Origin of the sequence: Bradyrhizobium sp. 41S5, from assembly GCF_011516665.3 — a bacterium.
Taxonomy (GTDB): Bacteria; Pseudomonadota; Alphaproteobacteria; order Rhizobiales; family Xanthobacteraceae; genus Bradyrhizobium; species Bradyrhizobium quebecense.
On record NZ_CP083721.1, the window covers coordinates 5089721 to 5103313 of the forward strand.

The following is a 13593-nucleotide window of genomic DNA, read 5'->3' on the forward strand; positions in this document are numbered from 1 at the left end:
CTCAGCGCGGTTGATCAGTCGCTCTTCCCGTCGTCGAAGCTGACGATGACGGCGGCGTTCGCGATCAGGATCGGGTCGTTGCCCACATCGGACGGAATCTCGAGCCCGCCCGCGATCGCCTTCACGGTCTTGGTGCCATAGGGCAATTCCCTGGCGACGGCGTCAGTATCGACCGCCTCGGGATTCGGCACGGCGATCGTGACGTCGACGAACATGTCGTTGGCGGTCTTGCCGAGCATGCGGAAGAAGCCGAGGCTGGAATGGCGGATCGCATCCGAGACCGCGCGCTTGGCGGCCTTGGTGGCATCGCGGCCGTGGACGTCGACGCCCATGCCCATTTCGGTGATACAGCGCACGCGTGTCATGAAACTTTCCTGTCGTCGTTGGCGTGATAGACCTTCACTCCTTCACCCCCGCGCTCGCGGCGTCAAGCCGGGTGCCTCGCCTCGCCGACGCCGTTGTGATCGCCGCGCGCCAGCATCCATGCCGCAAGACCGGCGAGGATCGCCGCCGCAACCACCACGACGCAGGCCGCGCTCCAACCCCACGCCGAGACGACCGCGCCGACCGCGATCGGTCCGGTCACCTGTCCGAAATTGCTGCCCGTCATCGGGAGGCCCATCGCAACGCCGCGCTCGCGATGGAGGCCGATCTCGCCCACCGGCTCGACGAGCCGCTCGGCCCGCCGCGCGCGCCTTTGCCGATGCGTTGACGCGGATCGCCGCGCGCACGCAGACGCCCAAGATCAGGGGCGTAGCGAAGAAACACTGAGTCTCAGCTGCTGCTCGCCCGCTCCTGCTGCGGTCCGTTCGCAGGCGCCTCAATCCTCGATCTCGCATCACGACGTCGAGAGGCCCCGCGCCCGCTGCCCGCCATTTCGCTGCCGTTCATCTCCGCGGACCGATAGTGCGCGCGACCGATCCCGGGATCGCAAGGAGCCGTGCACCATGCCGATCAGCCGCCGTCGAGCGCTGACGCTTGCCTCGCTTTTCATGGCGAGCCCGCTGCTCGGGACCGAAGGCCGCGCCGAGCCGGCGCCGGCCGCTGGGGCCGCGACCTTTGACATGTCCTCCTTCACAGCAACCTCCGGCGGGGACGCCGACGCGGCCTTTGCCAAGGCGCTGGCCGCCATCGCCAAGGCTGCGGCTGATGCGAGCAAGGCGGGGCCGGTTCACATCGTCCTCAATCTGGAGAAGAATGCCAGCTACCGGATCAAGCGGCCGCTCGCGTTCCGGCAATTGCACGGCTTCGAGCTCAACGGCAATGGCGCGCAGCTTATCAACACGGCACGCAGCGGGATCTTCGCGATCTCCGGCTGCAACCGCCTCACCATCCGCGATCTCACCATCGACTACGATCCGCTTCCCTTCACCCAGGGAACCATCAACGCGTTCGACAAGCAAGCGGTCGACATTACGGTGAAGGTCGATCCCGGCTATCCCGATGATGCCGCACTGCTGGCCGCCTTCACGCATGGCTTCTTCAAGGTGATGGACCGCCGCAACCGAGCGCTGAAGACCGGCGCCAGGGATTTCCTCTCACCGACCCATGCCACGCGCCTCGGCGACGGCCAGATCAAGGTGCATCTGCGGTGGGGCGCGAACGATCGTTTCCCGAGCCAGCTGCCGATCGCGGTGGGCGATGTCGTCACCATCGCAAACAGCGGCGCGCATGCCATCGCCGTGGACTCCAGCGTCGCCACCAGCCTGATCGACCTGAAGCTGCTGGCCTCTCCGGGCATGGGCATCATCGAGAACGGCGGCGAAGGCTCGATGATGCTGCAGAAGGTCTCGGTCATTCCGGGACCACGGCCGAAGGGCGCGACGACCGACCGCCTGATCTCGACCAATTCCGACGGTTCGCACTTCACCGCGGTTGCGCGCGGTCCGACCATGGAGGACTGCAGTTTCGCCAATACCTCCGACGATGCCGTCAACGTGCACGGCTTCTACTACTACGTCGTGGCGAAGACCGCGCCGCGGCGGTTTCTGCTCAGCCCGAAACGGGACGTCGGCCTCGCGGCCGGCGACGATGTCGAGAGCTGCGACCATGCGACGTTTCGCTCCCTCGGACGCGGCAAGGTCGAGCAATTGACCAAGCGCCACGCGCCCGAGCTGAAGGCCAAGATCGCCCAGCTCTGGAAGAACAGGAGCCCGACCACCCAGCCGGACCTGATCTACGACGTGGTCCTGCAGCAGGACCTGCCGCTCAAGACCGGCGATGCCATCACCTCGCTGACGCACATCGGATCCGGCGCCACCGTGCTGCGTTGCAATTTCCACGCCTGCAGCCGCGTGCTGATGAAGGCGCCGAACGCCATCGTCGAGAACTGCCAGTTCACGTTCTCGACCGGCGTCGCGCTGCAGGCAGGGAGCGACATCGGCTTCTGGTCGGAGTCGGGATTTGCCGAGAACCTCGTGTTCCGCAATAACCGCTTCAGCCATTGCGTCAACGGCGCCAATGAGCTGACCAGCGGCAGCGGCACGCTCGGCACCATCTATGTCGGTATGGTGCCGCCGGAAGGCGCCAAGGGATTTCAGGACAATTTCCAGAACCGGCGCGTCATCATCGAAGGCAATCACATCGACGATTCCTATATCTACGCGATCTTCGTCAGCAATGCCGACGGCGTCAAAATCGCCGGCAACGTGATCGGCCAGACTTTCGTGCGCGGTAGCGCGTTCGGGGCCGGCGACTTCTTCCATATCAAGCCCGACAGCGCGATCTTCGTCGGCCGCGCCAGAAACGTCGAGATCAGCAACAACGTCGCCGCACACGGCCGGATCGCGACGAATGCCGTCGCGATCGATCCCAGCTGCGACAAGCGCACGGTGCATCTCGCCGGCAACAGGCTGGCGTGAGCGAGCGCGGCACCGCTCAGGGCATCATTCGCGGACTTTGCCCTCCCCCAGCTTCTGCAGCACCGTGATGTGCAGGCGGCGGCGGATCTCCATGCCCTGACGGCGGTAGAGCGCGATTGCCGAGACGTTTCTGGTGAAGACGTGCAGGAACGGGATCTCGCCGCGCGCCACGATCTGGCGGCCCACCGCCGACAGCAGCGCCTGCGCATAGCCGCGGCCGCGATGGTCCGGATGCACGCAGACCGCGGTCATCTCGGTATAGTTCCCCGGCTTCATCCGTTCCCCCGTCATCGCGACCAGCTCGCTGCCAACGCGAATACCGAGGAAGGTGCCGAGCTCATGCGTCCGCGCGCTGAACGGTCCGGGTCTTGTCATTTCCGTCAACGCCATCATCGCGGGAACGTCGGCGGCGCCGAGCGTGACGATCTCGACGCCGGGCAGAGAAAACTCCGCCGGTGTGCCGATCATCTGCTCGCCGGTCTCGGCCAGCAGCACCTTGAACTCCGGCGGCACAGGGACAGGATCGGGCGTGAACAGCACCGCGATGTCGGGTCCCGACAGCAGCGCGCCGAGCGCGGCAAAGCTATTGGGCGACATGTCGATCGTGTCGGCGAAGGGCGCGATCGCGACCGGAAAGCGCCTTGCCTCGGTGCCGCCTTCCGCAAGGTCCCGTTGCCTCGTGGTCAGCGCGCTCCAGATTGGGCGATCAAGCGGATGGATCGGCGGGACTTCGGACATGCGGCGCTTCGCTCCTGATTTTCCTCGAACAGAGCAAGAAGCGCCGACAAAATCCAGCGTGGCGTGACGTCGTTGCGGCTCACAATTGCGCCAGCAGGATTTCGCCGCGCCGAACCGATCCCTACGCCACCTTCAGGCAGAGCTCGGTACCGCCCTTGAGCGGCAGCGTGATCGACACAAAGCCATTTTTGGGATCGCGCACGAACTCCAGAAAATCCGCCTCGGCATTGTCGTTCATGACATAGCCGCCGACGCGAAGCTGCGGAGCAACGATCTCGATCACCTGGCGGGCGAGTGTCGGTCCCTTCTCGCCCGGCCAGCCGTCGATCAGGATGAAGTCCACCGGACCACCGAGATCGCGCAGCGTCTGGCGCGCATCGCCATCGCGGATCTCGGCATAGTCGGCAAGGCCGGCCTCGGCGAGATTGCGCTTCGCGGTTGCTACCTTGGCCGGCACGATCTCCGAGCCGATCACGGTGCCGCCGCCATTGTCGCGCATCGCGGCGGCGAAATACAGCGTCGACATTCCGACCGACGTCGCGAACTCCGCGACGCGTTTGGCGCGCAGGCCGCGGCACAACAGATAGATCAGTTCGCCCTGCTCGGGATGAATTGAGAAGCCCTGCTCTGCATAGTCGAGCGGATCGCGGCTCATCGTCGGATTGCCGCGCGGACCGCCGGCGGCCGGCCTGAGGCGCTTGGCCTGCAGGCACTCGATGACGGCAGCGACGCGGGCGTCAGTAATCGCGCTGTGCGGCTCAGCATTGTACATGAAGGGTCTCATTTGCTGCGACTGCGTCATTGCTGCAGGATTTCGGCGGCGGCGCGGTCGAGGATCTTCGCGATGCGGCGAGCCTCGGCGGCATCGCAGCCGCGCTTCTGGCGCAGCGCGCTCTTCAGGGCGTGACGGGCGCGGTGCACGTCGTCGGAGGATTCGCCATCGAGATCGCTCACGCCGGCGAAGGCTTCGCGCACCTCCTCCATGCGGCCGCCGATCCGCGACAGCGCCTGGAGAATGGTGTCAGCGGTGGCGCGGTTCTCGGCGAGATGCGCCTTGCCCTGCTCGGTGATGCTGTAGAGCTTGCGCGCCGCATCCTGGGTGACGCTTGCGTGGCCGATCTCCTCGAGGAAGGTCAGCGCCGGATAGATCACACCCGGGCTCGGACTGTAGAAGCCGTCCGACCGCTCCTCGATTTTCTTGATCAACTCGTAGCCGTGCGCCGGCTGCTCGCCGAGCAGCGCCAGGATGACGAGTTGCAGGTCCTGCGACGAGAGCCGCCGCGATCCCGGAAAGTCGCCGCCCCGCCCGAAGAAGCCATGGCCGCCGCGGCCAAAGCGATGGCCGCCCCTGCCGTGCCGTCCCATGGCGAAGAAGCCGAACCGGAATCCGTCATCGTCCCGGCCGCCAAACATTGATCGTCTCATTGGCCGCCCCTTACTGAAAATATATCTTACGATATATCTAAAGAAGGATTGGCGCCAACCCACATTTTCGTGAGGTCGTGCGGACGGAGCAGCACCGGAACTGGCCGGGATTGGCGGCTTACGCCGGGCTTGCCCGGCTTCGCGCGGCTGGCTTATGGCTTTGAAGCCCTCCAGCGCCTCCGACTCATGCGCCCCAAGACCTTCGAAGCTCATTGCCTGCGCCTGCCCGCCGCCACCAAGGTGGTGCAATGGGAAGGCACGTCGGTGTTCAAGGTCGGCGGCAAGATGTTCGCGCTGGCCGGCGGCTTCATCGCCAGCACCGGCGGCTTCATGTTCAAGACCTCGAACATGGCCTATCAGCTTCTGATCGAGCAGGAGCTCGCGCGGCCGGCGCCGTATCTGGCGCGTGCCAAATGGGTGCAATTGATCGGCAACGACGCCCTGCCCGACGCCGAACTCAAGGCCTATCTCGATCAGGCGCATGCGCTGATCGCCGCGAAGCTGACGCGGAAGTCGCGCAAGGCGCTCGGGCTCGATTGATGGGCCGAGCCGCTACGCGGCTTAGCCGCCCAACGGCTTGTCGGAATCGCCCGACAGCAATTTCGGAAACAGCTCCTTGAAGGCGAACTTGTCGTCGCCCTTGGCGCGCTCGAAGCGCAGTACGACGTCGAACCGGCTGCTCTCCCATTTGGTGGGCGGCTTGCCCTTGCTGACCGGGATTAGCGGCAGAATGTCGGCGATGATCACCTTGTGCTCCCAGCACAGCAGCACGACCCCCTTCAGTGCCAGCACCGCCTGCATCAACGCCGGCTCGTCACCCTTGCCGAACCCTACGTTCGGCGTCACGCCGCGAAGCGCGGCAAGCGCCGAGATCGTCTCGGCCGGACGGCTGCTCGGTGGTTGATTGGGCACGGTTCCGGGCGTCGCGGCGTAGATCGCGTCAGGCTTGGCATAGTCGCCGCCGGTGAGATCGGTGCCAAATAATGCCGTCCACGCGCCTGCACGCTGCCAGCCGCGGAGCACCAGCGACTCGGTATCGGACACACCGTCCGCGGTGAAGCCGGGCCCCGGCCAGGACTCGCCTGGCTTTTCGGCGTGACGGATGATGAAGAGCGTGAGCGCGTCCATGTCAGCCTCGCGGAAAAGTTGCATTATTTGAAATGAATTCGGACAGATTGATCCTATCCCCAATCAGGCCCCCGATTCATGAACAGCGTCACAATTTGCGAAAACTCGACCGGTACTGCGCGGGCGACACGCCGAGCCGCTCGCTGAACACGATGCGCATGCGGTCGGCCGAGCCGAAGCCGCAATCGAACGCGACCGCCTTCAGCGGCCGGTCCGAGCCCTCGAGCAGCCGGCGCGCGGCGTCGACCCGCGCGCGTTCGACGAATTCATGCGGCGTGAGGCCGGTCTCCTGCGCAAAGGCGCGGCCGAAATTGCGCACGCTCATGCCGACGGCCTCGGCCAGCGTTTGCAGCGTGTGGCGCTCGCCGACACGTTGCATGACATGCGCCTGCGCGCGCGCGATCGGCGAATCCTCGTCGACCGGCGCGGTGAGATAGGGGCTGAACTGCGACTGGCCGCCCTGGCGTTGCGCCACCACGACCAGCCGCTTGGCCACCGCGACCGCCACCTGCGGCCCATGACGCTCGGCGACCAGCGCGAGACCGAGGTCGATGCCCGCGGTCACGCCGGCGGAGGTCATCAGTCTGCCGTCACGAATATAGATCCGGTCGAAGATCACCTCGGCGGCCGGAAAGCACGCCGCCAGAAGCTGCGCGTTCTGCCAATGCGTCGTCACCTTGTGCCCGTCGAGCAGCCCGGCATGACCGAGCGCGAAGGCGCCGGTGCAGATCGAACCGTAGAGCTCGGCGCGCGCGGGGGCCCCGCGCAGCCACTGCGTCAGCGCCGGATCCGGCTCGGCATCGGGCAATGCCGGTCCGCCGGCAACCAGCAGGATGTCGAATTTCTCGTCTGCCTCATCGAAACTGAGATCGGCCGATATCTTCATGCCGTTCGATGCGCGCAGCGGTTCCCGGCTGGCGCCGACCAGCACCGTCTCATAGCCGTCGCCATCGGCGACAAAACCGTTCGTCTCCGCGAACACGTCGACGGGGCCCGCGATATCGAGCGCCTGAACCCTTTCGTGAATCGCGATCGCGACCTTCTGAACCGCCATGCCTTCTCCCTGCCCCACCCTTTCCTTGCCTGTGGCGCGAAACGATGTCTCGTTGGCCCGATCCGGCGGCGCACGATCGTTGCGGGATCAGGCCAAGACGGGCGACAAGTACACCACGGATCAGGCCACGAGGCGATCCGAACACACCGTAGAGACGAGCGCTGGGGCACCGCGCGTGTTTCGCACGCCACGGTATCGTCTTGCCATATCGAGGAGCGTCTTGAAATGACCGAGATCATCGCCGGCATCCGTGTGCCCGACAGCGCCATGGCCCGCGCCGCGACCCAGCTGGTGCGCGATACCGAGGACGACCTGCTCTACAATCACAGCCGCCGCGTGTTCTTCTGGGGCGCGCTCACCGGCAATCGCCGCAAGCTGAAGTTCGATCCCGAGCTGCTCTATATCGGCGCCATGTTCCACGACATGGGCCTCACCGCCGAACATGCGAGCCCCGATCTGCGCTTCGAGGTCGACGGCGCCAACGCCGCACGCGACTTCCTCAAGGGCCACGGCGTCGCCGAACGCGACATCGAGGACGTCTGGGCCTCGATCGCGCTGCATACCACGCCCGGCATCCCCGAGCACATGCGTCCGACCATCGCGCTGGTCACCGCCGGCGTCGAGATGGACGTGCTCGGCATCGCCTACGACGATTTCTCGCACGAGCATCGCGACCATGTCTGCGCGCATCATCCGCGCGAGGCGAACTTCAAGGAGAACATCATCGATCATTTCGCGGCCGGCACCATCAAGAAGCCGCTGACCACCTTCGGTAACGTCAAGGCCGACGTGCTGGCGCTGAAGGACATGAACTACACAAGGGTGAACTTCTGCTCGATCATCCTCGGCTCGAAATGGCCGACGTGAAATGGGCCAGCCCGACCTTGCCCTCATCAGCCGGAACGAAGCCATGCTCAATCCGCGAACAATGCCTGGACGTCCTCTTCCGTGAGTGCGGCGCCGATGCGTCCTTGCGAATCGAAAATGCTGTCGGCCAGCGCGCGCTTGCGGGCCTTGAGTTCGTCCATTTTCTCTTCGATCGTACCGGTAGCCATCAGCCGATAGACAAAAACGGCCTTGTCCTGACCGATGCGATGGGCACGATCGATGGCCTGCTCCTCGACCGCGGGATTCCACCAGGGATCGAAGATGATGACGGTGTCCGCGGCGGTCAGATTGAGTCCGACACCACCGGCCTTCAGGCTGATCAGGAACAGGTCGGTGACCCCGTCCTGAAACCCCTGGATCGCACTGCTGCGGTCCTTCGTTTCGCCGGTCAGCACGCTGTACCTGATGGCGAGCGCGTCGCAGCGCTTGCGGATCAATGCCAGCATGGAGGTGAACTGCGAGAACACGATGATCTTGCGCTTCTCGCTCAGGAGTTCTTCGACCATATCCATCAGCCGATCGAGCTTTGCAGACGGACGCTTGACGCCGTCGTCGAGGTTGAGCAGCGCAGGATCGCAGCAGGCCTGACGCATCCTGAGAAGGGCTTCGAGCACAACGATATGGCTCTTGGCCAGGCCGCGTTCCCGGACCGCCTTGCGGACCTTCTCTGACATCGACAGACGGATGGCATCGTAGAGTTCCCGCTGGTTGCCTTCGAGAACGACCCTTTCGGTGAACTCGCTCTTCGGCGGCAACTCGGCGGCCACCTCGTGCTTGGTCCGCCGCAGCAAAAACGGGCGGATACGCTGCGTCAGCGCCCGTGCGCGTCCGACGTCGGCACGCTTCTCGATCGGCGTCCGCCAGTTGCGCGCGAACGCCGCCCGATCGCCGAGATATCCCGGGATGGCAAAGCTCATGATCGACCAGAGTTCGCCGAGATGATTTTCCATCGGCGTGCCGGTCAGGCAGAAGCGATGCCGCGCACGGATGTCCTGGAGCCGCCGCGTCGTCACCGCGTTGGAATTCTTGACGGTCTGAGCCTCGTCCAGTACCGCGATGTGCCATTCACGCGCCAGCAGCACCTCGTGATCGCGTGCGATCAGCGGATAGGTCGTCAGAACAAGATCGTGATCGGCGATCGCTTCGAAACTTTGCTTGCGGTCGGGGCCGTGCAGGACGAGAACCCTCAAGCCTGGCGTGAACTTGCGCGCCTCGTTGAACCAGTTGGTCATCAGGCTTGTGGGAGCGACGACGATCGCAGGATCCGTCAGATGACCACGCGCCTTCTCCAGCGCCAGCAACGCCAAGATCTGGACGGTCTTGCCCAATCCCATGTCGTCCGCCAGCACGCCGCCCAAGCCGCTTTCCCTGAGCAGGTCGAGCCAAGCCACGCCCTGCGTCTGATAATGCCTCAAGGCCGCATTGAAATCGGATGGCAGGACCGGATCAGGCAATCCGCGGGCGCCGAGCAACCCTGCCATGCGGCGAAGACTATCTGCTCCTCTAAAGACGAAGTGATCGGCTTCGAGACCGAGCAGCGGCACGATCTGTGCGCGCGACAGCCGGAACTTTCCCGAGGTAGCGACGAAGGTTCCGCTCAGAGTAAGTCCATGGAGCGCCAGTACGAGCGGAAGGAAGCGGTCGGCCGCCAGCGCCAGATAGCGGCCGTCAGCCAACGGCAGGTAGACGCTATCGCCATCCTCCGCGAGTTGCTTGACCGTCTCGGGCGCAAATCCGGGTTGCGATACCAGCGCCGCCAGGAGCGGAGCAAGATCGCGGCGTTCGCCGTCGATTTCGATCCCGAGCGCAAGCTCGAACCAGTCGATACCGCTGCTCTCGAAGTCGGCATCGAACACCCCGGATGAGGTCGCGAGCCGGTACGGGAAATCGTCGTCGATGCGGATTTCGAGACCGGCCGCCTGCAAATTGGCCGCATCAACATTGAGGAAGTCGAGCCAATCGGTCGACTGCGCGAAGGTCAGATCACACGCATGCGCGAGATCAAGCTGCAGGAAGGCCGATCTCACTTCGACCAGGCCGAGACTGGTCAGTCGTGCAGTCATCTCCTTCTCTTTGGCCTTGCGTCGCGTGACGACGTAGAGGGTTCCGTCCCGGAACAGCTCCGCCCGGTGGGCGCTTTCCGACCGTTCGATTTCGACCGGGCCGTAGCGGAAGCTGAGGCGGGCCACCGGCACGCGGTCGGGCGTACCGTCGCCATAGGAGTAGTAGGCATGAGCCGCCTTGCGCCCCGACATCAAACGAAGCACCGGCTTTGGGTCCGTGTCGATCTTGGTGGCGGCGGCCGGCGGCGCGGGCAACCAGCCGTGATCCAGGCTCGGCAACTTCTGGCCAAGGCGTTGCACGACTTGCGCGACATGGGCATGCGGGATGGCTGGAGCCAACAGAAGCCGGCTGCTCAGCCGCTCCGGAAGATTCAACGTGATCGCCCCGATCAATCCGGCGGCGTCGTCGACGTAGACCGGCGGCTCGGCATTCAGCGCCGTCGCGCCCTCGACGATCAGCAGCGGAGCAATGCCGTCCCTGGTGACCTGACGCCACGCGATGCGACCGTTCCGCGGCTCGCCCCATTGCAGCGGCGCACCGCTGTGATCGCGCCAGAACGCCCGCCCCGTTGCGACGACCTGTTTCAGGGCATCAGCCGAATAGGTGCGTCGGCCGAACGCATAGCCGGACCGAAACTCGCTGGACAGCCTGATAAGGATGTCGATGTCGGACTCGAGATAATATTTCGGCGCGCGATCGACGGAAAATTCGGCCAAAGATGGCCGCGATACTTTGCTGCCGAACTCGCCGCTCTTCAGGATTCTAACGGATACCAACGACACGTCCATGCAGGGAACGCCGACATCCGCCAACCCGGGCTGCAGGTAGTAGAGCAATCGCTGGGTGCCCTCGGGCGGATAGCCCACATCCCGCACCGACCGGCCGACGGTCTCGATCCATTCCGCGATTTGGTAGGGTAGTACCGCGTCAGGTCGCGACTGCCCGTTGCCCGCGGCGCTTCGCGGCTGCTGCGGTGCCATGCCGGTCTCCCGTACAGGCGAATGCAAGGCTTCAAAGAGCGTCGCGGCAACGTGCTTGCAGTTCACGACCATTGGACAGGTGCAATCGCCGTCGATGTCGACCAGTCGATTGCCGTCGTACTCCAGCTCGATATCGACCTGATAGGGCTTGCGTTCGGTTCCGCTTACCTGCGCCTGCACGCGGGTGAGATCCTGGCTGACCACCAACGCTGAGACACGGCCCTGAGCGCGGTAGGCAAAGGCCTTGTCCGCAGCCGACCGGCTGAAGAAGCCGAGGATGTCCTTCTGTTTCAGTCGCTCGGAAAGGTTCGGAATGTCAGGCATCAAGGATTGCGGTTTCCAGGAAAGTGGCGGCGCCGCGACAATCCACCATTAGCAGGCGGAATATGTCGGCCAAACGGCATCGACGAGTGCCTGCCCTGCTTCCACACCTTCCTTTTTCGCCGGCCGCGGCACATTGGGGCCGGCGGACGCCCGCAGTCTAACTGCCCTGCACCGGACCGCGGTCCGGCCCAGGATCGCGACCGGTGGCCGCGAGCGCGAGCCTGGCAAGGTAGTGCGTCCAACCCTTGCTATGGCTCGCGCACTGCTCGGCCTTCGGCAGGCCGCTATGGGTCATTCGCAACAGCGTGCCGCGGTCCTTGCCGATCAGGTCGATCTCGATCAGGCTCGATCCCGGCGGCACTTCCGCACCGCCCTCCCAGCCGAAGCTATAGGCAAGACGGTGCACCGGCACGACCTCGCGGAACGCGCCGCGCGCAGCGCGGTTGCGGTCGTTGCCGAGGCCCTTGAGCAGATAGAGCCCGCCGGGATGCAGCTCGGTCTCGGCCTCCAGCCCCATCCAGCTCACGATCTTCTGCGGATCGGTCAGGAAGGCGAACACGGTTGCCGGCGGCGCTGCGATCTGGATCTCGCGTTGAACGATGAAGGCTTCGGTCATCGATCCATCCTCCATTGACGGTAGGTCTTCAGGGATAATTCGTGACAAGGGTGGTGCATCAACCCCATGATGGGGTGATGCGATTGTCCTCGACGCTGAGCTGGCTGGTCGACGCCGCCGCCGAGACCGCGGGCGCCAACCGGTTACTGGCGGATCTGGGCAGCCATCTTATCACGGATGGCCTGCCGCTTGCCGGCGGTGCGCTGACGCTCGAAGTTCCGCACCCGCTCATCGCAAGGCGCACCTGGCTGTGGCGCGCCGGCGATGGCGAGGTCATCGAGGCGCTCGGGTTCGCGCCGGAACAACCCTTTGCAATGCCCGCTATGATCGGATCCGGCGATACCGGCCGGCGCTGGCTCAATAGCCTCGCGCCCGGCCCTATCCACGAGGACACAATTGGAACGCGGCCGGATGGCCCGACCCTCGGATGGATCGGGACACGCGCGTTCACGCCCGCCGAAGCGGATCAATTGCGCGAGGCGGCGCGCTTCACGGCCGCACCGCTCGCCGCGCTGGCGGCGCGCGCGACATTGACGGCGGCGCTGGAGGCCTATCTCGGCCGGCGCAGCGCGGCGCGCGTCCTGGCATCGCCGTTGCGGCGCAACACCGGCGAAACCATCCGGGCGGCGCTGCTGTTTGCCGACCTGCGCGGCTTCACCGCGCTCTCCGAAAGCCATCCGCCTGCCGAAGTGATCGCCGCGCTCGATGCCTGGTTCGACCGCATCGCCGGCGCGATCCACGCCTTCGGCGGCGAGGTGTTGAAATTCATCGGCGACGGGCTGCTCGCGATCTTTCCGGTCACGACGAGTGCGCGCAGCGCATGCGAGGCGGCATTGTGCGCGGTGTCGGCGGCCCGCGTCGGCATGGCGCATCTCGATACCGAGCGGCGCAAGCACGGCTTGCCGCGACTGCCGTTCGGCGTGGCGCTGCATCTCGGCGAGGTGCATTGGGGCAATATCGGCGCCGCCGACCGCCTCGACTTCACCGCGATCGGCGCCGCGGTCAATCTGGTCAGCCGGCTGGAAGGCCTGTGCAAGCCGCTGGAGCAGACCGTGCTGGTCTCGGGCGCGCTCGCCGCCGAGACCGAGATGCCGCTGGTCGCGCTCGGCACCCATGAGCTGCGCGGCATCGCGCGGCCCTGCGCGGTCTTCACCCTGCCGGAGGGATGAGCCGGTCATCGGAAAAGGCGCAACCACGGCGCCAGATGAAATGCACACATCAGCGCGTACATCGGGACCATCCCCTGCAACGAGAGCGGTCCCTGCATGGCGCCGCAGATCATGTCGGCCGGCGCCAGCGCGGCCACCAGCGCCATCACGGCGAAGGTCGGCGCCGCCGCCAGCGACAGCCAGCGCGCGACCATGGCACCGCGGCCGCCGAACCGGCCTTTCAACCAATCCTCATGTGTCTCGATTCCGGTCATCATTCGATCTCTCTGGAGATGATCCATGTCGTCATGTGCTAGGTTAGGACCGGGCCTCGGAGGGCGAGAGTGACAAGTGTGTCGGGATTCGA

At 65.2% G+C, this 13593-nt stretch carries 14 protein-coding genes; 4 read left to right on the plus strand and 10 right to left on the minus strand.

From position 1 onward, the window contains the following. Positions 1-14 precede the first annotated feature (14 nt). Entirely contained in the window at positions 15-365 is a 351-nt protein-coding gene (locus HAP47_RS24855) for a Lin0512 family protein (RefSeq protein ID WP_173642353.1), read from the minus strand. A gap of 62 nt (positions 366-427) precedes the next feature. Next, on the minus strand, positions 428-661 hold the full coding sequence (locus tag HAP47_RS24860; protein ID WP_173642352.1) for an MFS transporter: 234 nt from the start codon (positions 659-661) through the stop codon (positions 428-430). Positions 662-947: 286 nt separating this feature from the next. On the opposite strand from HAP47_RS24860, the gene HAP47_RS24865 reads away from it, so the two are divergent. Next, the gene (locus HAP47_RS24865) at positions 948-2861 is read left to right on the plus strand and encodes a right-handed parallel beta-helix repeat-containing protein (protein ID WP_173642351.1); all 1914 of its coding nucleotides are present in this window, start codon (positions 948-950) and stop codon (positions 2859-2861) included. Positions 2862-2885: 24 nt separating this feature from the next. On the opposite strand, the gene HAP47_RS24870 is transcribed toward HAP47_RS24865, so the two are convergent. The 3 genes from HAP47_RS24870 to HAP47_RS24880 all read right to left on the minus strand — a co-directional run bounded on the left by HAP47_RS24870 (position 2886) and on the right by HAP47_RS24880 (position 5012). Further along, the gene (locus tag HAP47_RS24870) at positions 2886-3599 is read right to left on the minus strand and encodes a GNAT family N-acetyltransferase (RefSeq protein ID WP_173642350.1); all 714 of its coding nucleotides are present in this window, start codon (positions 3597-3599) and stop codon (positions 2886-2888) included. 121 nt (positions 3600-3720) lie between these two features. After that, positions 3721-4371: an O-methyltransferase gene (locus tag HAP47_RS24875; protein ID WP_173642349.1), complete on the minus strand. Its 651-nt coding sequence runs from the start codon at positions 4369-4371 to the stop codon at positions 3721-3723. A 26-nt stretch (positions 4372-4397) separates the two neighbouring features. Then, positions 4398-5012: a PadR family transcriptional regulator gene (locus HAP47_RS24880; protein WP_173643132.1), complete on the minus strand. Its 615-nt coding sequence runs from the start codon at positions 5010-5012 to the stop codon at positions 4398-4400. A 198-nt stretch (positions 5013-5210) separates the two neighbouring features. Between HAP47_RS24880 and HAP47_RS24885 the strand changes: the two genes are divergently transcribed. Then, entirely contained in the window at positions 5211-5564 is a 354-nt protein-coding gene (locus HAP47_RS24885) for an MmcQ/YjbR family DNA-binding protein (protein WP_173642348.1), read from the plus strand. 21 nt (positions 5565-5585) lie between these two features. On the opposite strand, the gene HAP47_RS24890 is transcribed toward HAP47_RS24885, so the two are convergent. Further along, positions 5586-6152 carry a histidine phosphatase family protein gene (locus HAP47_RS24890; RefSeq protein WP_173642347.1) on the minus strand — a complete coding sequence of 189 codons (567 nt, stop codon included), beginning with the start codon at positions 6150-6152 and terminating at the stop codon, positions 5586-5588. A gap of 88 nt (positions 6153-6240) precedes the next feature. Continuing rightward, on the minus strand, positions 6241-7206 hold the full coding sequence (locus HAP47_RS24895; RefSeq protein WP_173642346.1) for a GlxA family transcriptional regulator: 966 nt from the start codon (positions 7204-7206) through the stop codon (positions 6241-6243). Positions 7207-7431: 225 nt separating this feature from the next. Between HAP47_RS24895 and HAP47_RS24900 the strand changes: the two genes are divergently transcribed. Further along, positions 7432-8073 (plus strand): HD domain-containing protein, encoded by a 642-nt coding sequence (locus HAP47_RS24900; protein ID WP_173642345.1) that lies wholly within the window; start codon positions 7432-7434, stop codon positions 8071-8073. 47 nt (positions 8074-8120) lie between these two features. Here HAP47_RS24900 and HAP47_RS24905 read toward each other — a convergent pair whose 3' ends face one another. Continuing rightward, positions 8121-11462 carry a DEAD/DEAH box helicase gene (locus HAP47_RS24905; RefSeq protein ID WP_173642344.1) on the minus strand — a complete coding sequence of 1114 codons (3342 nt, stop codon included), beginning with the start codon at positions 11460-11462 and terminating at the stop codon, positions 8121-8123. A 157-nt stretch (positions 11463-11619) separates the two neighbouring features. Beyond that, entirely contained in the window at positions 11620-12078 is a 459-nt protein-coding gene (locus HAP47_RS24910) for an SRPBCC family protein (RefSeq protein ID WP_173642343.1), read from the minus strand. Positions 12079-12155: 77 nt separating this feature from the next. Here HAP47_RS24910 and HAP47_RS24915 point away from each other — a divergent pair, with 77 nt between their 5' ends. Next, positions 12156-13247: an adenylate/guanylate cyclase domain-containing protein gene (locus tag HAP47_RS24915; RefSeq protein ID WP_173642342.1), complete on the plus strand. Its 1092-nt coding sequence runs from the start codon at positions 12156-12158 to the stop codon at positions 13245-13247. A 5-nt stretch (positions 13248-13252) separates the two neighbouring features. Here HAP47_RS24915 and HAP47_RS24920 read toward each other — a convergent pair whose 3' ends face one another. After that, complete coding sequence (locus tag HAP47_RS24920; protein ID WP_371821654.1) at positions 13253-13504, minus strand: hypothetical protein; 252 nt, start codon at positions 13502-13504, stop codon at positions 13253-13255. Positions 13505-13593 lie beyond the last annotated feature (89 nt).